Annotated in this window: 21 protein-coding genes and 1 pseudogene; 18 read left to right on the top strand and 4 right to left on the bottom strand. The window is 43.1% G+C overall.

Going from position 1 to position 19,904, the window contains the following annotated elements; translation table 11 throughout:
* From F6K37_RS12295 to prfA, 13 genes and pseudogenes are all read left to right on the top strand, one after another.
* A pseudogene (locus F6K37_RS12295) lies at positions 1 to 228 on the top strand (preprotein translocase subunit SecY); the annotation flags it as partial.
* Between the two features lie 124 nt (positions 229 to 352).
* Positions 353 to 916, top strand: a complete 564-nt coding sequence (locus F6K37_RS12290; RefSeq protein WP_287250438.1) for an adenylate kinase — start codon at positions 353 to 355, stop codon at positions 914 to 916.
* Positions 917 to 1,243: 327 nt separating this feature from the next.
* Positions 1,244 to 1,468: a translation initiation factor IF-1 gene (infA, locus tag F6K37_RS12285; RefSeq protein WP_008191178.1), complete on the top strand. Its 225-nt coding sequence runs from the start codon at positions 1,244 to 1,246 to the stop codon at positions 1,466 to 1,468.
* A gap of 101 nt (positions 1,469 to 1,569) precedes the next feature.
* Positions 1,570 to 1,683, top strand: coding sequence for a 50S ribosomal protein L36 (rpmJ, locus tag F6K37_RS12280; RefSeq protein WP_071986986.1), 114 nt, complete (start codon positions 1,570 to 1,572; stop codon positions 1,681 to 1,683).
* Between the two features lie 71 nt (positions 1,684 to 1,754).
* On the top strand, positions 1,755 to 2,138 hold the full coding sequence (gene rpsM / locus F6K37_RS12275) for a 30S ribosomal protein S13 (protein WP_008191169.1): 384 nt from the start codon (positions 1,755 to 1,757) through the stop codon (positions 2,136 to 2,138).
* 186 nt (positions 2,139 to 2,324) lie between these two features.
* On the top strand, positions 2,325 to 2,717 hold the full coding sequence (rpsK, locus tag F6K37_RS12270) for a 30S ribosomal protein S11 (RefSeq protein WP_008191167.1): 393 nt from the start codon (positions 2,325 to 2,327) through the stop codon (positions 2,715 to 2,717).
* 143 nt (positions 2,718 to 2,860) lie between these two features.
* Positions 2,861 to 3,805: a DNA-directed RNA polymerase subunit alpha gene (locus tag F6K37_RS12265; protein WP_008191164.1), complete on the top strand. Its 945-nt coding sequence runs from the start codon at positions 2,861 to 2,863 to the stop codon at positions 3,803 to 3,805.
* A 102-nt stretch (positions 3,806 to 3,907) separates the two neighbouring features.
* Positions 3,908 to 4,258 carry a 50S ribosomal protein L17 gene (gene rplQ / locus F6K37_RS12260; RefSeq protein WP_287250432.1) on the top strand — a complete coding sequence of 117 codons (351 nt, stop codon included), beginning with the start codon at positions 3,908 to 3,910 and terminating at the stop codon, positions 4,256 to 4,258.
* A gap of 61 nt (positions 4,259 to 4,319) precedes the next feature.
* A complete protein-coding gene (gene truA / locus F6K37_RS12255) occupies positions 4,320 to 5,153 on the top strand; it encodes a tRNA pseudouridine(38-40) synthase TruA (RefSeq protein WP_287250441.1) in 834 nt (277 codons plus the stop codon).
* Between the two features lie 214 nt (positions 5,154 to 5,367).
* Positions 5,368 to 5,817 (top strand): 50S ribosomal protein L13, encoded by a 450-nt coding sequence (gene rplM, locus F6K37_RS12250; protein ID WP_008191159.1) that lies wholly within the window; start codon positions 5,368 to 5,370, stop codon positions 5,815 to 5,817.
* 5 nt (positions 5,818 to 5,822) lie between these two features.
* The gene (gene rpsI / locus F6K37_RS12245; RefSeq protein ID WP_008191157.1) at positions 5,823 to 6,236 is read left to right on the top strand and encodes a 30S ribosomal protein S9; all 414 of its coding nucleotides are present in this window, start codon (positions 5,823 to 5,825) and stop codon (positions 6,234 to 6,236) included.
* Positions 6,237 to 6,572: 336 nt separating this feature from the next.
* Positions 6,573 to 6,821 carry a 50S ribosomal protein L31 gene (gene rpmE, locus F6K37_RS12240; protein ID WP_008191155.1) on the top strand — a complete coding sequence of 83 codons (249 nt, stop codon included), beginning with the start codon at positions 6,573 to 6,575 and terminating at the stop codon, positions 6,819 to 6,821.
* A 220-nt stretch (positions 6,822 to 7,041) separates the two neighbouring features.
* Positions 7,042 to 8,154, top strand: a complete 1,113-nt coding sequence (gene prfA, locus F6K37_RS12235) for a peptide chain release factor 1 (RefSeq protein ID WP_287250425.1) — start codon at positions 7,042 to 7,044, stop codon at positions 8,152 to 8,154.
* A 188-nt stretch (positions 8,155 to 8,342) separates the two neighbouring features.
* Here prfA and F6K37_RS12230 read toward each other — a convergent pair whose 3' ends face one another.
* Positions 8,343 to 10,259, bottom strand: coding sequence for an adenylate/guanylate cyclase domain-containing protein (locus F6K37_RS12230; RefSeq protein ID WP_008191151.1), 1,917 nt, complete (start codon positions 10,257 to 10,259; stop codon positions 8,343 to 8,345).
* A gap of 657 nt (positions 10,260 to 10,916) precedes the next feature.
* Here F6K37_RS12230 and F6K37_RS12225 point away from each other — a divergent pair.
* Positions 10,917 to 12,269 carry an AAA-like domain-containing protein gene (locus F6K37_RS12225; RefSeq protein ID WP_008191148.1) on the top strand — a complete coding sequence of 451 codons (1,353 nt, stop codon included), beginning with the start codon at positions 10,917 to 10,919 and terminating at the stop codon, positions 12,267 to 12,269.
* Positions 12,270 to 12,421: 152 nt separating this feature from the next.
* Here F6K37_RS12225 and F6K37_RS12220 read toward each other — a convergent pair whose 3' ends face one another.
* On the bottom strand, positions 12,422 to 12,847 hold the full coding sequence (locus F6K37_RS12220; RefSeq protein ID WP_008191146.1) for a hypothetical protein: 426 nt from the start codon (positions 12,845 to 12,847) through the stop codon (positions 12,422 to 12,424).
* An 864-nt stretch (positions 12,848 to 13,711) separates the two neighbouring features.
* On the opposite strand from F6K37_RS12220, the gene F6K37_RS12215 reads away from it, so the two are divergent.
* Positions 13,712 to 14,503: an LmeA family phospholipid-binding protein gene (locus F6K37_RS12215; RefSeq protein WP_008191143.1), complete on the top strand. Its 792-nt coding sequence runs from the start codon at positions 13,712 to 13,714 to the stop codon at positions 14,501 to 14,503.
* A gap of 89 nt (positions 14,504 to 14,592) precedes the next feature.
* Here the strand turns inward: F6K37_RS12215 and F6K37_RS12210 are convergent, their stop codons facing one another.
* Together F6K37_RS12210 and F6K37_RS12205 are read right to left on the bottom strand one after the other, a co-directional pair.
* Complete coding sequence (locus tag F6K37_RS12210) at positions 14,593 to 15,471, bottom strand: Uma2 family endonuclease (RefSeq protein ID WP_008191141.1); 879 nt, start codon at positions 15,469 to 15,471, stop codon at positions 14,593 to 14,595.
* 86 nt (positions 15,472 to 15,557) lie between these two features.
* The gene (locus tag F6K37_RS12205; RefSeq protein WP_154659986.1) at positions 15,558 to 15,734 is read right to left on the bottom strand and encodes a hypothetical protein; all 177 of its coding nucleotides are present in this window, start codon (positions 15,732 to 15,734) and stop codon (positions 15,558 to 15,560) included.
* Between the two features lie 68 nt (positions 15,735 to 15,802).
* On the opposite strand from F6K37_RS12205, the gene F6K37_RS12200 reads away from it, so the two are divergent.
* The 3 genes from F6K37_RS12200 to F6K37_RS12190 all read left to right on the top strand — a co-directional run bounded on the left by F6K37_RS12200 (position 15,803) and on the right by F6K37_RS12190 (position 19,645).
* A complete protein-coding gene (locus F6K37_RS12200; RefSeq protein ID WP_071102165.1) occupies positions 15,803 to 15,985 on the top strand; it encodes a hypothetical protein in 183 nt (60 codons plus the stop codon).
* A gap of 8 nt (positions 15,986 to 15,993) precedes the next feature.
* Positions 15,994 to 16,134, top strand: a complete 141-nt coding sequence (locus tag F6K37_RS12195) for a hypothetical protein (RefSeq protein WP_287250419.1) — start codon at positions 15,994 to 15,996, stop codon at positions 16,132 to 16,134.
* Between the two features lie 79 nt (positions 16,135 to 16,213).
* Entirely contained in the window at positions 16,214 to 19,645 is a 3,432-nt protein-coding gene (locus F6K37_RS12190) for a HEAT repeat domain-containing protein (RefSeq protein ID WP_287250417.1), read from the top strand.
* Positions 19,646 to 19,904 lie beyond the last annotated feature (259 nt).

Here is a 19,904-nt window from a genome sequence, read left to right as displayed (position 1 = left end):
AGTGAATATATAGAGAGAGTTTTGAACCGACTGACCTTATTAGGAGCAATTTTCCTAGGACTGGTAGCTGTAGTACCAACTGCAGTCGAAAGCGCCACTGGTGTAACCACATTTAGGGGATTAGGTGCCACATCCTTGCTGATTTTGGTGGGGGTTGCCATCGACACAGCCAAACAAATTCAAACCTACGTGATTTCCCAGCGTTACGAAGGTATGGTCAAGCAGTAAAGTGATTGGGCAATGGGCGCAGCAGCTTTTTTCGGTGGATGAGCCTCAAATTTTCGGGTCAGTTGGTTTGTGTTCATTGCCTAAGACAAAAACCAACTGACACATCACCCATGACACATGACACATGAAAAGATTAATCTTTTTAGGACCTCCAGGAGCAGGTAAAGGAACTCAAGCCAAAATTGTGGCTGAACAACTAGGGATTCCTCACATTTCAACTGGGGAAATTTTGCGAGGGGCTGTTAGTGCCCAAACCCTCCTGGGTCAAAAAGCTAAGTCCTATATGGATAAGGGAGAATTGGTGCCTGACGAGTTGCTCATAGATCTGATCCGCGATCGCCTAAATCAACCCGATGCTCAAAAGGGTTGGATTTTAGACGGTTTTCCCCGTAACGTCAGCCAAGCCCATTTCTTGAATGACCTGTTGCAGGAGCTTGACCAAACTTTTGATGGTGCCATCAACCTGGAAGTGCCAGATCAGGTTTTGCTCGACAGACTATTGGAAAGGGGTCGTAAGGAGGGACGTACAGATGATAATGAGGAAACTATCCGCACACGTCTTGAGGTCTATTACCATCAAACAGCTCCTTTGGTGGAGTTTTACCGAGAACACTCAGCTTTAAAATCTATTAATGGTGATCTCTCCTTAGAGGAAGTCACAGAATCCATTAAACAGGTTCTAGGGTAATGGTTTTAGGCTAAGCGGGTTCAGCAGAAAGTCGGAAACCCCCCCTGCATGGGGCATGGAAGCCATCATCTGACCCTCTTGTAGCTAATACCTAATACCATTAGCCTAATCCTTAGACTAATGGTTCTTATAATGGTACGACCGGTGTAACCTATGCCTTGAGCTAGCCCACGGGAAAAATGCTTCCCTGACCCCGCTACTCCAAAGTTGGTGGGAAAGTATTTTAGTTGGTATAATTTAGGATTTGATAAAATATGTTAAGACTCCCTGAATTAAATAATCAAAATTTAGAACATAGGGGGATAGTTGTATTGAGGTTAAAACACTTTGGCTAAACAAGACTTAATTGAAATGGAAGGCACGGTGACTGAATCCCTGCCGAATGCCATGTTTCGCGTTGACTTGGACAATGGCTTTAATGTCCTAGCTCATATTTCCGGTAAAATCCGTCGGAATTACATCAAAATTCTGCCCGGAGACCGGGTCAAAGTTGAACTAACCCCCTACGATTTAACCAAAGGCAGGATCACCTACCGTCTGCGTAAGAAGTAAAACTAGCAGCGGATTCTGTTTTATGAAAAATAAGTTAAATTTGACAAGTCAACCAAAAAAAAGATATAATAACCAACTGCATTCTGTCCAGAAAAAAAGGCATGAAAGTTAGACCATCTGTCCGAAAAATGTGTGAAAAGTGCCGCGTGATTCGACGCCACGGTCGAGTTATGGTGATTTGCCCGAATCCCAAACACAAACAGCGTCAGGGATAAACCTCAAATCCATACACTTAATCCATACATTTAATTTGTAGCACAAAACTTCAGTCAAGGGAGAACCAAGCGTGGCTCGGATTGCCAGTGTAGACCTACCTCGCGATAAACGTGTAGAAATAGGTCTGACCTACATTTATGGAATCGGTCTGTCGCGGTCTAAAGACATTTTAGCAGCAACAGGAGTTAACCCAGATACGAGGGTTAAGGATTTGACCGATGCTGAGGTGGCTGCCCTCAGAGCAGCTGTCGAAAAAAATTATCAGGTGGAAGGGGATTTAAGGCGCTGGCAGTCAATGAACATCAAGCGCCTAGTAGATATTGGTACCTATCGCGGACGTCGTCATCGCATGGGACTGCCCGTGAGAGGACAGCGAACCCGCACTAATGCCCGTACCCGTCGCGGTAGACGAGTGACTATCGCTGGAAAGAAAAAAGCACCGGCTAAGAAGTAATAGCTCTAGTCAGCTCAACTATCCACCACAGCTTTGTGGTCATTGGTCATTCGTCAAAAGTAACTGCCAGGAGACCTTCTGTTAGTCACTTTGGACAAAGGACTTTGGACAAAAGACTTTGGACAAAATTGTTCAAGTTACTCAACCCCAAGATAATCAATCACCGATAGAGTAAAGTCAAGTGACATGGCGCGACCAACAAAAAAAGGTGGTACAAAAAAGCAGAAACGCAATGTACCCAATGGAATAGCATACATCCAGTCTACGTTCAATAATACTATCGTCACCATTTCTGACACCAAAGGGGATGTAGTCTCTTGGGCTTCAGCTGGCTCTAGTGGATTTAAGGGGGCAAAAAAAGGAACTCCCTTCGCTGCTCAGACCGCTGCTGACAGTGCTGCCCGACGAGCCATAGACCAAGGTATGCGTCAGGTGGAAGTGATGGTGAGTGGACCAGGAGCAGGTCGAGAAACCGCTATTCGGGCCCTGCAAGGAGCCGGACTGGAAATCACCCTAATCAGGGATGTAACTCCAATTCCTCATAACGGCTGCCGTCCACCCAAACGGCGTCGAGTATAAGAGTATATTTTTTGCGACCGTTAGGTTGAAAGGAAAGTAGCTTGAAAGGAGGAGGTTCATAAGGAACTCCTTACCCTTTGGCTTACTATCCCTTCAACCTGTATTCGGTTAAAGGGGTCTTATGAATAGAGGGAGGTCACTCTGTGGCGCAGTTTCAGATTGAGTGTGTAGAATCCAAAACACTGAAGAACCAAAGTCAGTATAGCAGATTTGTCCTAGAGCCTCTCGAACGTGGTCAAGGCACAACGGTTGGCAACGCCCTCAGACGAGTTTTGCTGTCCAACCTAGAAGGAGCAGCAGTGACGGCTGTCAGGATTGCTGGCGTAAACAATGAGTTTGCCACAATTGAGGGAGTCAGAGAGGATGTCCTGGAAATTATGCTGAATATGAAGGAAGTTGTCCTCAAAAGCTACACCTCTCAACCTCAGATAGGTCGAGTGATGATTACTGGGCCATCCACTGTGAGAGCTGCTCAGTTTGATTTGCCCTCGGAGGTGGAAATTATTGCTCCAGGTCAGTATGTTGCTACTTTAGCAGAAGGGGCTAAGCTTGAAATGGAGTTCCGCATCGAAAAGGGTACAGGATATCGCTCTGTGGAACGGGGGCATGATGAATCAACAGCGGTAGATTTCCTCCAGATTGACTCTGTGTTCATGCCGGTGACTAAAGTAAATTACAGCGTTGAAAATACTCGCATTGATGGTGCTCTGGAAAAGGATCGCTTAACTTTAGAGGTCTGGACAAATGGTAGTATAACTCCCCAAGAAGCTTTATCTCAAGCGGCTGGGACCCTGGTGGATCTGTTCAATCCTCTCAAGGATATTAATCTCGAATCTATTAAAGATGACTATGGTGATGATGACGATCCGACCAGCCAAATCCCGATCGAAGAATTACAACTCTCGGTTCGGGCTTACAACTGCCTGAAACGAGCACAGATAAACTCTGTATCCGATTTGCTCGATTATAGTCAGGAAGACCTCCTAGAAATCAAAAACTTTGGTCAAAAGTCGGCTGAAGAAGTGATTGAAGCTCTGCAACGACGTCTAGGAATTACACTGCCCCACGAAAAATCCGCTAAGACTTAACCACAACAATTAAACTTAAGGGACTGGAGAATTAGCAAGTAGCTAGTCTAAACCCTAGGAATAAAGGCAAATCTTGTTCAAAAAAAAGGAGGAAGCTAAAAAATGCGTCACGGGCGTCGTGTGCCAAAACTGGGCAAGCCAGCAGATCAACGTCGGGCTCTGATGAGATCCCTGACCACTGAATTACTGCGTCATGGTCGAATCACTACCACTAAAGCTCGGGCAAAAGCCATTCGTTCGGAGGTGGAGCGAATCATTACCCTGGCCAAGGATGGCTCCTTGGCATCCCGACGTAGGGCAATTGCCTATCTCTACGACAAAAAGTTAGTTCACTCCCTATTTGCTGGAGTGAAGGAGCGATATGGCGATCGCAAGGGCGGATATACCCGAATTCTGCGCACGGTGCGGCGTCGTGGTGATAATGCTGAAATATCTATTATTGAACTAGTCTGAGGCAATTAACCATTAAAGCAATTAACCATTAAAAATGTCAATTGTTAATCGTTAATCCATGATGTCTGCCAACGATGCTAAAGCTATCCAGCGAATTGCCCTGGTTATTCAATACCTGGGTAATAACTTTTATGGCTGGCAGCGACAACCACAGCATCGCAGTGTTCAGTCGGAAATCGAAACAGTTCTGTCCACCGTACAACAGCGAGCCATAACCCTATATGGTGCTGGTCGTACTGATACAGGGGTTCACGCTGCTGCCCAAGTCGCTCATTTTAATGCCACAGGTCCGATACCAGCCCATCGCTGGGCAGCGATACTCAATAGTAGACTGCCAGAGGATATCTTAGTCCGAGCATCAGCATTAGTATCACCAGACTGGCATGCTCGGTTTAGTGCCATCTGGCGTCGTTATCGATACACAATCTATACCGACGCCTGCCCTAACTTGTTTGTACAACCCTTTTGTTGGCACTATTATCAAGCTCCCCTTGATGAATCCCTGATCCAGGCAGCCTTAAAACCACTGCTGGGTAAGCATCACTTGGCAGCCTTTCACCGAAGCAACTCGGGGCGATCGCATTCCTGGGTAAATGTGCAAGCAGCCGAATGTTACCGCAATGGACCATTTATTCATATAGAAATTCAAGCTAACGGATTTCTATATGGTATGGTGCGTCTGTTGGTAGGAATGCTAGTACAAGTGGGAATAGGGAAGCTAACCCCAGAACAGTTTACTGACATCTGGGTTAACCAACAGCGGGACAAGGTGAAACACGCTTCTCCAGCCAAAGGCTTGTGCTTGCTAAGGGTTGGCTACCCAGAATGCCCCTTTCTCCCAGAAATATGGTATGATACCCAACCCAAATTTATATTACCTCAATTGACGGGTTGAAGACTACACGTAACAAGATTGAAGAGGGGGTGAAGGTGACAGGTAACAAGCCTGAAGGCTACTTCTAGAGATAAGTAACATTCAATTTAATCTGTCAACCTACTAACCGACAAGGGCTCCTTGGGCTAGAACAACCTGTGTAGCGTGGGCCTTAAGGCCAAGCTACAAGAGACAACCTTTCAACCCAACCGTAAACCTGATATTGATTGAACCGATGGAAAAAACCCACATACCAACTAAAGACTCAATCGAAAAAAAGTGGTACGTTGTAGACGCCACCAACCAGCGTCTAGGACGACTAGCCAGTGAAATAGCCATCATTCTGCGGGGGAAAAACAAACCTACTTACACTCCCCACATGGATACTGGTGACTTCGTGATTGTTGTCAATGCCGAAAAAGTTATGGTAACTGGCAGAAAACGGGATCAAAAACTATACCGCCGCCATTCCGGTCGTCCTGGCGGTATGAAGACAGAAACCTTTGCCGAATTGCAAGCACGTATACCCGAAAGAATTATCGAGAAAGCTGTCAAGGGTATGCTACCTAAAAACTCTCTGGGTCGCCAACTTTTCAAGAAGCTGAAAGTTTACACTGGTCAGACCCATCCCCATGAAGCACAACAACCCCAAGAACTAACTATTAAAACAATTCCAGGAGGCTAAAACTAATGCAAGCAGAAGAACAAGCAGGTCGCGCTGTTTACTGGGGAACTGGTCGTCGTAAGTCATCAGTTGCTAGAGTGCGTTTGGTTCCCGGTAGCGGTCAGTTGATTGTTAATAAACGTCCAGGGGACGCTTACTTTAACTTTAACCCCATGTACCTAGCCAGCCTGAAAGCACCTTTGGAAACTTTAGGTTTGGAAAATGAGTACGATATCCTAGTCAATGCCCACGGTGGTGGCTTAACGGGACAATCTGATGCTGTGCGTCTAGGGGTGGCTAGAGCCTTGTGCGAACTAGACCCAGAAAACCGCCAACCTCTTAAAATAGAAGGCTACTTGACTCGTGACCCACGGTCAAAAGAGCGTAAGAAATATGGCTTGAAAAAAGCTCGGAAAGCCCCCCAATACTCGAAGCGATAAATTATCAGCTGGCTAATTTAAAATTCAACATGGTAATTAAAAATTTGTAAGCATTCAGACCTTAGCTATCAGCTATCAGCCATTCCGAATAAACTTTTAGCTAAAAGCAATAATAAATAAGCTAATAAATTAGCTGATTAAGGGTTGTCCACAATAGCTAATGTCTGGGCAACATTAAGCAACATCCCTAAGTTTGACAGGATTGAAAAGCTGACTGCTAAGGGGCTGATAGCACCTCAAGTAGGGTGTGCTTAGCGCATATCATTACCATAATTTAACAAATAGGAATGAAAAATTAGCTAAATATATAGTAAAATAGAAATCAAAGGAGGAACTATGCCAAAACCAGATATTCACCCAGAGTGGTACCCAGAAGCTAAAGTCTATTGCAACGGGGAAGTTGTTATGACCGTTGGCTCAACTCAGCCAGAACTTCACGTCGATGTTTGGTCTGGTAATCATCCCTTCTACACAGGAACCCAGAAAATTATTGATACGGAAGGGCGAGTTGAACGCTTTATGCGGAAATATGGGATGCTGGATGCTGCAGACAATACAGCTAGCTCTGATGAGACAAAGAAATAGCTCCTGAAGTTCAAGGGTGAAGGATGAAGGATAAAAGATGAACCAGGAGGAATGAACCATGAAATGGGTTTAGCGATGGCTAACTTAAGGTTGACTAAAAACTTGATAAACAGTTAGGACTTAAACTTCCCACTTAATAGTTCCCACTTCATAATTCATAAATTTATACTTCATCCTTCCTAACTTCTTAGGCTATTTCAAGAGAGCGATCGCATAAACCATGGCTGAAACCTACCTGCTGGAAAAACTAAACTCTGTCGAGCAAACCTACCATGAATTAACAAGGCGTCTGGCTGATCCAGATATCGCCACTGACCCCAATGAGTTGCAACGAGTGGCAAAAGCTCGTGCCTCCTTAGAAGAAGTTGTTGCTACTTACGACAACTGGAAGAAAACCCAAGAGGATTTGGCAGGAGCAAGGCAAATCCTCAAAGAATCCACTGGTGAGCCAGAAATGCAAGAAATGGCAGCTCTGGAAGTTGAGGAACTCCAGACCAAGGTAGAGCATCTGGAAAGAGAACTTAAAATATTACTCTTGCCCAAAGACCCAAATGATGAAAAGAATATCATGCTGGAGATTCGGGCAGGAACTGGTGGCGATGAAGCAAGTATCTGGGCAGGGGACTTGGTACGGATGTACTCACGCTATTCCGAAAGTCAAAACTGGCGAGTAAAGTTATTGAGTGAGTCTCTGGCGGATATGGGAGGCTTCAAAGAGGCGATATTAGAAATTCAGGGAGAGCAAGTTTACAGCAAGCTGAAGTTTGAAGCTGGGGTTCATCGAGTCCAACGAGTACCTGTAACTGAGGCTGGCGGTAGAGTTCACACCTCAACAGCAACGGTAGCCGTGATGCCGGAAGTTGATGAGGTGGATGTGGAGATTGACCCCAAGGAGATCGAAATTTCTACAGCCCGTTCGGGTGGTGCTGGTGGTCAGAACGTAAACAAAGTGGAAACGGCAGTTGATTTATACCACAAGCCTACAGGAATTCGCATTTTCTGTACAGAAGAACGATCTCAGCTGCAAAACCGAGAGCGAGCTATGCAAATTCTCCGGGCTAAGCTGTACGAGATCAAGTTACAGGAACAGCAAGAAGCGGTGACCTCGATCAGGCGTGCCCAAGTTGGTACAGGGGCTCGTTCTGAGAAAATCCGTACCTACAACTACAAAGATAATCGGGTTACCGATCACCGACTGGGTCAAAATTATTCCCTCGCTCCTTTGCTGGAGGGGGACTTGGAGGGATTGATTCAAGCTTGCATTAGCCAAGACCAGCAGGAGCAATTGGAAAAATTGGCATCTTCAACATCCAACGGTCAATCTTTAAATTGATACCAAGTTAGGTGACTCTCCCACGCTAACACTACGTTTTTAGCGTGGGATTCTGATGGAATTGATTGCGGTATTAGCCGCATTTGTCACAAAAAGAGCGTTCGCGTAGCGTGACCTTTGGTCAATCGCGCTTACCTAAAAGCCTTACCTGATCTGGATTTAATCAAAGTGAAGCCCAGACTCGAAGACTACAGTTTGTTGTTAGGTTTGTATATTACATCATAATCAAAATTTTGTAAACTAGATTTTAATGGTTGCTTGATTTTAGTCACTCCAGAGAGGCGAGTATGAAGTTGACATTGTCCAAGATAAATTTGTGCTACACTATCTCCTGGATTCAAGCGTAGACATTCCTGAAACAGAACTGATGCCTTGGAGAAATAACGCAGATTATAAAGCACCAAGGCTTGTTCAAATTTGCTGCGAGTAATTAACTTGCCCTCTCGCAATTGCGGTTCATCGGCATCAAAGATTTCATAAACTGTCACCATTTCGGATTTGCCCTTCACTGGTACCCGATCAATCAAGCGAATGGCATAAGCTAAGGGATTATCTAACTTCCAATAAGTATGGTGAGTGATTAATAATGGCACCCCATAAGGTTTCGTTAATTCTTCTAAACGAGACGCTAAATTAACCCCATCGCTGATGACAGTGCTATCCATCCGATTTTTTCCTCCCACTGTTCCTAACATCAAGGAACCAGTATTGATGCCAATGCCAACGGTGATGGCTGGGTGTCCTGAGCTTCGCCGAGATTGATTATAGTCAGCTAGGGATGTGAGCATAGCAATTCCGGCGTTGACCGCATGATTAGCACTTTCGTTAAACAGAGCCATAATCCCATCCCCCATGTATTTATCAATAAAGCCATGATTTTCAGTGATGACAGATTCCATACGAGAAAGATAGGTATTGATAAATTCAAAATTTTCCTCAGGTGTCATACTTTCCGAGAGGGTGCTAAAGGAGCGAATATCGGAAAATAGCACCGACATCTCTTGCTGAACATGATCCCCTAATTGAACATCGACAATGCTTGGTTTGTTCAATAACTGGAGAAACTGATGGGGAACAAAGCTTTCATAAGCTTGATTAACTTGCGAGAATTCCTGCATCAAGCGTAGGTGTTCTGCTTCTGCTTTTTTGCGTTGGGTGATATCATGAAAGGCAACGATAGCATAGGCAATGTTACCCAATTCATTAAAGATAGGTGTTCCCCAACTTTCTATAGGGAGAATTTTGTCTTCTTGGTGGATTTCAATATCATCGAGGGTGGAGTTTTCACCTTTTAAGGCCTTTACAGCAACTAATTTTTCAGCAAAGTATAGCTGATTGGTTCCGGCAACATAAAGTTGATAAACCTCTGGCATTTGCTCAACTGTAGTTAATGGCACGACTCCCTTTCCGAATAACTGCCGCGCCTTATAATTGAGGAATTCTAGTATCCCCTTATCATTAAACACAGCCACACCCACAGGCATCCTTTCTAGGAACTGGGTCAATTGATACTGCTTCTCTAGCAGTTCGTCAACTAGGACAGCTTGCTGACGGTTTATAGAACTCAGGTGCTGCCACTCTTGATTAGCTTGTTCTGGTGCTGTAGTATATTCTGAAATCTGTGCTGCTTGATCACAGATTATTTTTTCCAAGTGCTGATTGAGTTCCTGAAGTTGGCGATTTTGTGCCTTCAATGTTTCCTCAAGAAGATAACTATGTATGGCTTCTATGACTGTCAATTTAAGGTCTTCAGATGGACAAGGCTTGCCTAGGTAACGATATAACTTTGCATACCGAATTGCCTTGGCTGTCCCTTCCAAATCCAGATCATCCGTCAGCATAATTTTGATAGTTTGGTTAGAGAAAAAATAAGCTATGTTTAATAAGTCATCCCCTTTTAGATCAGGGATAACAGCACCAGCCAAAACTAAAGCAACTTCAGACTCATCATGGCGCAACTCTTCGACTAACTTGACAACCCCTTTACTCCCTTCAAAATTTTCAATCAGATGTTCTTTGCCGAGAGTCTTACCTAGAGATGTTTTTAGGCTATTGAGAACTGATGGATCATTATCAATACAAATAATTATTAATGGGTTTGTCATGCCAAATTATCTGCAAAATCATATTGAATTAGTTAAATTAATGCCTGGCGGCAATTAATTATTATATAGTTTTGATAGTCACACCAAAAGGTTGCCTGCTTATTAATTTATTGAAGTAAATCAGTGGCTGTAGCTGTAATTAAAGATAAACTATTAGTCGCTAAAATATTATTCATTGAGCATTTATTACTAAGAGTAATACATCAACAGTAAACCACAAAAAATCTACATATTTCCTTTATTTATAGCAACCGACTTATCTCAACCTATGGATTTAGCAGACAAGCTCTATTTGTTGGAGCAACATATAGCATTGTGGCGATAGTATCCTCTACCGTCAACACAAAAATGTAGCCAATTGCTTTTAAAATTTGGCTACACTATTGACCCAGTCTGCTGGAAATTTATCGGATTAACCCACTCAATTAACCCCGAATCCCTTAGAATATACCTAAAACCGAATTATTCCCCTTAAATAAGTTATTTGTCAACTATCCCAAGACAACCATTTGATAGGCATGTCAGCACTATACATAATAGTATGTATTTGTCAATTAGCAAGTGTAGCCAGTTTAATCACTGAATCAACCTAAATTAATTGTCTGCCTTGTTAGAAAGCGCTAAAGTGTCGTTTGAGATATTGGGGAACTGTTAGTGATGACTATTGATCAGGTACTTGACATCCTCAAAAGTGTTGAGAAAATCAAGTTGACTCCACTTCAGGAATGGATACTGCACCAAGCCTGGGAAGGAAAAACCTATACCGATATGGCGATCGAAGCACACTATGGTCCTGAATACCTCAGAAAGACTGCCTATAAGTTGTGGCGATTACTGGGAGATATTTTTGGCAAAGCGATCACCAAGACCAATTTCCGGAACACCCTGGAGACAACCCCGATTACTCCCTACTATCAAGAGATAATTGAGCAATATTACCGCCGTCAATGCCTACGTCAAATTGCTGAATTTCCCAGTGGAGCACTTCCCCTACCATCTCAGCTTTATATAAAGCGTCCTCCTATTGAAGAGCTTTGCTATCAAGCCATCCAGCAACCTGGGAGTTTGCTCCGGATTACAGGACCAAAAGAGACAGGAAAAACCTCTTTGCTGCTGCGAATATTAGACCAGGCAAGAGAAAAACAATATCACAGAGTATACCTCAATTTTGACCAAGCCGAAACCGCCATTTTAAGTAATTTAGACCGGCTATTGCGCTGGTTATGTGTTAACGTCAGTTACCAACTCCAGCTTCCCCACCAACTGGATGACTATTGGGATAAAGACCTAGGCAGTAAGGTCAGCTGTATGAGTTACTTACAAGAACATATCCTAGAAAAAATACACCATCCCCTCGTTTTGGCAATGGATCAAGTTCATCACCTGTTTGAGCATGCCCAAACTGCTAAAGATTTTTTGCCCTTATTGCGCTCTTGGCATGAGGAAGCTAAACAACTACCGGTGTGGCGAAAGCTGCGGGTGATTGTGGTTTACTCGACAGAAATTTATGTTGCTCTGGAAACTTCCCAATCTCCGTTTAATGTGGGATTACCGATTAAGTTACCCGAGTTTAACAAACAGCAAATCCAGCAGTTAGCGCAGCTTTATAGATTACATTGGTCAAATAGTGAAGCTGCTGAGAAACTGATGGCTATGGTGGGAGGACATCCGGGATTAGTGCAGCTTGCTCTCTATCATTTGGCTTATCATAACATTAGCCTAGAACAATTACTCGCTGAAGCAGCTACTGCTACGGGAATTTATAGTGACTATTTGCGGCAACACTTGAGTGTACTCAGGGCAAATCCTGATTTAGCTACTACTCTTAAACAGGTGGTTATAGCAGATAGGGGAGTTGAACTAGATCCAATCAGTATCTATAAGTTACAGAGTATGGGTTTGGTGAGTGTTCAGAGAAATCAAGTCACACTCTGTTGTAATTTATATCGTCAGTATTTTTTAGAACACCTTGATATGTTGAAGGTTGAAGGTTTAAGGTTTAAGGTTTAAGGTTTAAGGTTTAAGGTTAATCTATGGCTTACGTTACTAATTACTAATGGCTTGAGTAATAGCTAATCACAAAATTCCCCTGTTTTGAAACAGGGGTGGTTCGTGGAAAAAACAGTTGTGGGAGCGGACGCTAAATCAACAGGTGATTGAATTTAATCTAAATAACCCATCAGCTGTGGATCAGCATCAATATCATTTGGGGCGATGGGACGCTTGCCCATGATGTACTCTATTTCGTCAAGATGAAGACTACTAGCAGCAATTGGTCTCTCCCCAGACACCTTCATGATACCGAGTACCTCAATGTTGCTAGAAGTGATGGGGCGCTCTCCCATTACAGACATCGTTTCTAATACCTGGAGATTACTGGCATCAATTGGTCGATGTCCCATTATGCTGTGTGTTTCACTAATATGAAGCTCACTAGGAGCAATGGGACGGTTTCCAGGTAAAGGGGGAAGTGTATCCAGGGCAGAGGTTTCCTGTGCTGGAGCTTCTGCTAGCTGAACTGCGGTAGTGTTTTCATTGATTGCAGTGCTATCGCTCACAGTGCTATCGCTCACAGTGCTATCGCTCATAATCGTATACCTAGAAGTTTTTAACCGAGTTTTTTAGCTATTCGGGCAAGATTAGCCCGTTGGTCCTACCCGCTGGCGGAGATGTGGGATTAACTATTGGTGTTATTGCCTCGTCTATGGGCGAGCGGGGTGCTTACAAAGTAGGAGAACAAAAAAAGCTCTGGTTGCTGTATTGACCTGGAGTCTTTGCTGTAACTGAGTTTAGTAAGGGGTAATCGGTAAATGAGAATCGGTGATACTCATCCCAAAAATCCCATTAATTACGTTACAGACCGCAACTTTAGGTTAATTTTTGTTCTTGACTAACTTTTACAAGTATTATAAAGCCTTAATTATATTAAGCTACATTTTACGAAAGTAAACAATTAGGTGAAGGATTATAAAGTAGTTCTCAATTGGGTCAGGTACTTAGGCTCTGGTTGTTAGGGAATAGGGAGCAGGGAGTAGAGAGTAGGGAGCAGCCCAGCCATTGGGGAGCCAGCGCCTTCATGATGGCTTCCCCTCCATGAGCGAGTCCATCAAGATTGGATAAGAAAATTGAATGTACTTGATAACTATGACAAATGCTATAAAGGTTGAGACTGGCTTTTGACCCCTTTAGGTCTACAACTAAAGCCCTACAACCGAGACCTCTGGAGCTAACCAGTTTGAGATACTACATTTGATATACTACAGCTGATTAACCGATAACCAACCAAATAACCTACCCTGCACTGGACACTAAAGGTGAACAACCGATTAACTTACGCTACACTGGATGTCAATGGGGAATAACCAAATAACCTTAATCCCTAGGATCGATTGCTGAGTTCTTCACATTTTGTTACAAATGTAGAAGTAACTCTCGCAGGATGCAAGATGGTTATGTTAGGTGGCTTCACCGGTACAAATAATTCTGGCACTGACTGGGGTGAACAGCTGCTCAATACTGTTGCCAGCAAGACCATTCGCCACCTGTTTACCACAAGCGAATCGGTAGATGTGTCTGTGCGCTGCTATCCCTCTAGCAAGTTGCTACAAGGTAGCATCGATAGTTTCAAAATGAGTGGTCGTGGTTTAGTGATTCGTCGGGAATTCCGGACAGAGGAGATGTCCTTTGAAACCGATGCTGTCTCTCTGGATTTCAGCTCAGTGCTTCAGGGTAAGATTTCTCTGAAACAACCTACTCAAGCGATCGCTCAAGTTATTCTTACTGAAGCTGACATCAACCAATCCTTTAAAGCACAACTAGTAAGAAAGCGGCTGGAAAACCTTTCTACACCAGCCTTAACCGCACTATCTGGTGGTGCTCCGGTTTCCTTTACTGAGGTGCAAGTGCAGCTGCAACCGAACAATGGTCTACGGTTATTTGCTAAGGCTGATCTACCGAATTACGGCATAGTACCGATTAGTATGACATCTACCATCGGAGTAGAGCGGCGACGGCGGATTTTGTTTAAAGACTCCCAGTTTCAAGCTAATGAAATACCAGAGTCGTTACAAGAAATATCTCAAACTTTGACAGTAGCCCTGGATGAGATCTTGAACAATATGGTGGATCTAGACCGCTTCAACCTTGATGGTGTTACTATGCGCATCAATCGTCTAGAGACCCAGGGTAAAAAGCTAGTTTTCAGTGGCTATGCCCAAATCGATCACATCCCCAATAATCCTTGACCGGTCAGCCGTCAGTGGTCAGCCTTTAGCTGATAGCTGATACGCGACACGCTGATAGCTGATAGCTTACAGAAAAACTCAGACAGGGGTTAAATTTCATCGGGATTAATACCCATCTGTCGTAACCGTTCTGCTAGTTGTTGAGCTCGTTGTTGAGCCAGTTCCTTCTGTTGACGTTCTTGTTCAGCTCGTTGGTGTTCCTGTTCAGCTCGTTGGTGTTCCTGTTCAGCTCGTTGGTATTCTTGTTCGGCTCGTTGCCGTTCTTGTTCGGCTCGTTGCCGTTCTTGTTCGGTTCGTTCTGCGTTAGTGGCAATCCAATTTCCATCTTGATCATACCAACGTAGCCACAACCGATTCAATCCCCGATATTCCCCAAGCCATAGCCCTAAACCCAATTGCAACTCAGGGATCCAAAATTGGGAATTATCTATTGTTTGGGGTTGATAGCTGCCGCCATCTAAGTGAAAGATTTTTAATTCGTTGGTGACTCGCTCAAAGGTGATATAGTAGGGAATTGCTAAAATCTGCTCGTACACTTCCCATTTCGTTGGTGGTTCTCCCGTTCGTTCACTGTAACCAAGGTCTTGATCTCTGGTGCTGGCAGAGAGAAACTCTATCGCCACAATTGGTCTGACTTCTTCTTGCCAGATCACATAACTCATTCTGAGCTCTCGTCCCTGGTAGAATCGGGAAATCCCTACTACCGCAAACCAATCCGGTCGTTTGTACCAAGCGGTATGGTTGGGGTCATAATATAAATTTAAGTCACTGGCCACAAACACCCTTTCGCTGTCATAATTGGGAGGGCGAAATGTTTCACTACACAGTTGTGGTTGCCAAAGATGAAATTCGTCAGGCAAACCCGGCTCCTCGGGATCTTCACTGGGTAAATCATACATGGTGGGCAGGGTTTCTTTAGCCGGATGAGGGAGAATAACTTTTTTAAATGAGGGTTTGGCAAGTGACATGAGATGACCTCAATTTTTCCGACTGATGAGTTTGATCTTAGCAACTGCCGGTAAGCATTTAGCCCTCAGCTGTCAGCTGTCAGCTGTCAGCCATCAGCTGTGCTCCCTGTTCCCTGTTCCCAAAGCGTACCCCCGTTTCCCTTATAAAAGAGGGACTTTGAGCTTGAGAAGCGTACCTCATACATCCCATAAACGCTATATTGGACTTTCCTGCTCCCGACTCCCTCGGTGCGCTTTCCGCATCTAATTATTAAATTCGCCACGGGTCGCACCGCTCCCTACTCCTTTTACTTTATAATTATAGATAAACCAAAAAACAACTACCAATATCATGCTAGATTGGTTAGCAGTTTGGGGAATTTCTAGTGCTGGTGGCTATCTCGCCAAAGAGGTGATTGGTCCGTTGGCCAAAGAAGCTCTAGAAGACTACACCAAAGAGTTTTTCAAAGAGTCTATCAAAGAGTATACTGGACTATCGGATCAAAATACCCAAAAATTTTTGGTCAAGCCTTAAAATAATTCGTGGCTTTATTGGAAGAAGAATTGGAAGATGCTGATTTATCTAAGCAAAAATTAAAACCGTATAGTAAACCTCTCAAGCAGTATATTAAACATAAATCCATTAAAGCTATCCTGGGCAGTGCGTTCAAGTATGGCTGTTAAGGAATAGATACCGATATATTAGCGAAGACTTAGATTGAGCTTGACTTATTAGAATTACCGGAAGGATTTGATTGGCACTATGTACTATATTGGTAAAAGCTATCTCAAGAAAGGAAAAAAAAAGAACAATAAGAAAGTAAAAAATAAAAATATTATTCGGGAATCAGAGCAGTTACGGCCTATTCGAAATTCCCAAACCTTGGAAGCGATCGCAGAAAACACTAAACCAGAAATTACCCCAGATTTTGAATTAAAAAAATATCAGGAAGCACTCCTAGAGAGCTATGGTAATCTCAAATTGGATAGTTTGGATACTAGTGGCTGTGCTTATAATGAACTAAAACTCTGGAATATATTTATCCACCAAAATGTGCAAGAGGTTCATGACTTGATGCCGGAGGGGATTCATGAACTGCCTAAGGATGATTATCGAAAACTGCAAGAGAGTGGTGAATTAGATATCGAAATTGACCAAAAGGAGTTGCAACGAGCTAGAAAGGATTATTATCAACAGCCAATTAAATCCGTATTGGATGTAATTAAGGACTCTCAAGGCTATCGCTATTTGGTGGTTTTAGGAGACCCAGGCTCTGGTAAATCTACCTTGCTGCAATATTTAGCATTGGAGTGGGCAAGAACTGATCTAACTACTGAAAGTTCTCTACGGATTCCGTTACTGATTGACTTACCCACTTATATCCGGAATCGCGATAGTGGACAGTGTCAGAATTTCTTGGAATTCTGCCATCAAAGTAGTGGAACGATATGTCATCTCAATCAAAATAAACTTGATGATAAGTTAAAGGCGGGTATTGTCTTAGTGATGTTTGATGGCTTGGATGAAGTGTTTGAGCCAGGGAAACGAGAGGATATAATTACTGATATTCATCGCTTTACGAATAATTATCCTAAGGTAAGAGTAATTGTGACATCTCGGGTAATTGGTTATAAACCTCAACGGCTACGGGATGCTGATTTTCGTCATGTAATGCTCCAAGACTTGGAGTCGGAACAAATTCAAACGTTTATCCAGCAGTGGCATGAGTTAACCTTTACTGATCAAGTCGATAAAGTTAGGAAACAGGAGCGCTTACAAAAAGCAATAAAGACATCCTCTCGGATTCGAGAACTGGCGCAAAATCCCCTATTACTAACCATGATGGCAATCCTGAACCGCAATCAAGAATTGCCTCGTGACCGCTCTGAACTCTATAACCAATCTTCTCGCTTACTGCTCCATCAATGGGATGTGGAACTAGCATTACTAGAAGATAATCCTGTTGACCCGAAGACTATTGATTATCAAGATAAGCAACAGATATTGGGAAAAGTGGCATATTTCATGCAGGGGAATCAAGGGGGATTAGCGGGAAATTTGATTAGTGGGGAAGATTTAGAAAGAATTATCAAAGAGGAGCTGAAGTTACGGGAGGTTAGTAATCCTAAAGCTGTTGCTAAGGTAATGATTAATCAGTTGCGCACCCGCAATTTTATATTTTGTTCAATGGGAGCAGATTACTACGCTTTTGTGCATCGGACATTTTTGGAATATTTCTGTGCTCGGGAATTTGTCAGGAAATTTGAGAAAAAGCAGGAGATTTCCCTAGCACAGTTGAAAACTGAGGTATTTGGTAAGCACTGGCGGGATGAATATTGGCATGAAGCGCTGCAGTTGATTGTGGGCATGATTGATTCTACCAAAGGTGGAGAGATTATTGAGTATTTGATGGCACAAGGTGGAGTAGAGGATGATTTTAATAATTTATTTCTGGCAGGGGATTGTTTATCTGAGGTTAGGAATCGGTATGAGATTAAATCAACGAATATTGGATTACTGAATCGCGTCAAAGACTTAATTCATTATGATCTAAATTATACTGATAACAAGTATGGAGATGAGGCCAACTTAGTCCGTGATATTCGCACTAAAGCTGTGGTAGCAGTAGCCACCCATTGGCAAGACCACCGAGATACCTTAGCCCTACTTAAAAAATTGGCTCGCTCGGATGCTGATAGGTATGTGCGAGTTAGAGCAATTGAACAGTTAGTTCAAGGTTACAAAGACCACAAAGATACCTTAGCCCTACTTAAAAAATTGGCTCGCTCGGATAAAAATTTGTGGGTGCGAGTTAGAGCAATAGAACAGTTAGTTCAAGGTTACAAAGACCACAAAGATACCTTAGCCCTACTTCAAGAATTGGCTCGCTCGGATAAAAATTTTTCGATGCGAGTTAGAGCAATAGAACAGTTAGTTCAAGGTTACAAAGACCACCGAGATACCTTAGCCCTACTTAAACAATCGGCTCGCTGTGATACTGATTCGAGTGTGCGAGTTAGAGCAATTGAACATTTAGCTAAAGGTTATAAAGACCACCAATATACCTTAGCCCTACTTGAACAATCGGCTCGCTGTGATACTGATTCGGATGTCCGATGTAGAGCAATAGAACAGTTAGTTAAAACTTACAAAAACAACATAGATACCTTAGACATACTTCAAGAATTGGCTCGCTCTGATACTGATTCGTGGGTGCGATGTACAGCAATTGAACAGTTAGTGAAAGCTTACAAAGACCACCGAGATACCTTAGCCTTACTTCAAGAATTGGCTCGCTCTGACCAAGATTGGCAGGTGCGAGTTAGAGCAATAGAACAGTTAGCTAAAACTTATAAAGACGACCAAGATACCTTAGCCCTACTTCAAGAATTGGCTCGCTGTGATACTGATTCGGATGTTCGATGTAAAGCAATTGAACAGTTAGCTAAAAGTTACAAAGACGACCAAGATACCTTAGCCCTACTTCAAGAATTGGCTCGCCATGATACTGATTCGTGGGTACGAATTACAGCAATTGAACAGTTAGCTAAAGCTTACAAAAACCACGGAGATACCTTACCCCTACTTCAACGATGGGCTCGCTGTGATACTGATTCGACTGTGCGAGTTACAGCAATTGAACAGTTAGCTAAAGCTTACAAAGACCACGGAGATACCTTAGCCCTACTTCAACGATGGGCTCGCTGTGATACTGATTCGACTGTGCGAGTTAGAGCAATAGAACAGTTAGCTAAAGGTTACCAAGACCACCGAGATACCTTAGCCCTACTTCAACAATGGGCTCGCTGTGACCAAGATTGGCAGGTGCGAGTTACAGCAATAGAACAGTTAGCTAAAGGTTACCAAGACCACCGAGATACCTTGGCTCTACTTCAAGAATCGGCTCGCTGTGATACTGATTCGGATGTGCGATCTACAGCAATTCAACAGTTAGCTCAAGGTTGGAAAGACCAGCCTTGGTTATTTGAATTTTTATGGGATGGCACTCTTCATGAACCCTTTGAACGTAAAGAAGATTGGGATGACAATCCTCGACAAGTAGCTCTTAATGCCATCCTGGAATATTATCCTAACCATTCCGAAACCCGATCTTTATTGCAGGATAGAGCAAAGCATGACTCAGATCCTCAACTGCGGAAGTTTGCTAAGGAGAATTTAAAATCAAGAATTTAGAATTAAGAATGAAGAATTTAGAATTTAGAATGTAGAATGTAGAATTTAGAATGAAGAATGTAGAATTTAGAATGAAGAATGAAGAATGAAGAATGAAGAATTTAGAATTTAGAATTTAGAATTAAGGCGTAGTGGACTGACACAGCTAATTTGGTGCATTAGAATCTGCCATCTCTTCCTCTTCAAACACTGGATAAAGATGTTTAAGTTTGACTCTGGCATCCGGGGTTGAAAAATGCCAAATTACTTGACTGGCTGT

Origin of the sequence: Moorena sp. SIO4E2 (genome assembly GCF_010671945.1) — a bacterium.
Lineage (GTDB): Bacteria > Cyanobacteriota > Cyanobacteriia > Cyanobacteriales > Coleofasciculaceae > Moorena > Moorena producens.
The sequence above is the reverse complement of the archived record's forward strand: the minus strand, read 5'-3'. Positions and strand labels throughout refer to the sequence as shown.

Coding starts and splice junctions, on each gene's coding strand:
- F6K37_RS12290 (WP_287250438.1), top strand. CDS start 353: ATGAAAAGATTAATCTTTTTAGGACCTCCAGGAGCAGGTAAAGGAACT.
- rpmJ (WP_071986986.1), top strand. CDS start 1,570: ATGAAAGTTAGACCATCTGTCCGAAAAATGTGTGAAAAGTGCCGCGTG.
- rpsK (WP_008191167.1), top strand. CDS start 2,325: ATGGCGCGACCAACAAAAAAAGGTGGTACAAAAAAGCAGAAACGCAAT.
- rplQ (WP_287250432.1), top strand. CDS start 3,908: ATGCGTCACGGGCGTCGTGTGCCAAAACTGGGCAAGCCAGCAGATCAA.
- truA (WP_287250441.1), top strand. CDS start 4,320: ATGTCTGCCAACGATGCTAAAGCTATCCAGCGAATTGCCCTGGTTATT.
- rplM (WP_008191159.1), top strand. CDS start 5,368: ATGGAAAAAACCCACATACCAACTAAAGACTCAATCGAAAAAAAGTGG.
- rpsI (WP_008191157.1), top strand. CDS start 5,823: ATGCAAGCAGAAGAACAAGCAGGTCGCGCTGTTTACTGGGGAACTGGT.
- rpmE (WP_008191155.1), top strand. CDS start 6,573: ATGCCAAAACCAGATATTCACCCAGAGTGGTACCCAGAAGCTAAAGTC.
- prfA (WP_287250425.1), top strand. CDS start 7,042: ATGGCTGAAACCTACCTGCTGGAAAAACTAAACTCTGTCGAGCAAACC.
- F6K37_RS12230 (WP_008191151.1), bottom strand. CDS start 10,259: ATGACAAACCCATTAATAATTATTTGTATTGATAATGATCCATCAGTT.
- F6K37_RS12225 (WP_008191148.1), top strand. CDS start 10,917: ATGACTATTGATCAGGTACTTGACATCCTCAAAAGTGTTGAGAAAATC.
- F6K37_RS12220 (WP_008191146.1), bottom strand. CDS start 12,847: ATGAGCGATAGCACTGTGAGCGATAGCACTGTGAGCGATAGCACTGCA.
- F6K37_RS12215 (WP_008191143.1), top strand. CDS start 13,712: ATGTTAGGTGGCTTCACCGGTACAAATAATTCTGGCACTGACTGGGGT.
- F6K37_RS12210 (WP_008191141.1), bottom strand. CDS start 15,471: ATGTCACTTGCCAAACCCTCATTTAAAAAAGTTATTCTCCCTCATCCG.
- F6K37_RS12200 (WP_071102165.1), top strand. CDS start 15,803: ATGCTAGATTGGTTAGCAGTTTGGGGAATTTCTAGTGCTGGTGGCTAT.
- F6K37_RS12190 (WP_287250417.1), top strand. CDS start 16,214: ATGTACTATATTGGTAAAAGCTATCTCAAGAAAGGAAAAAAAAAGAAC.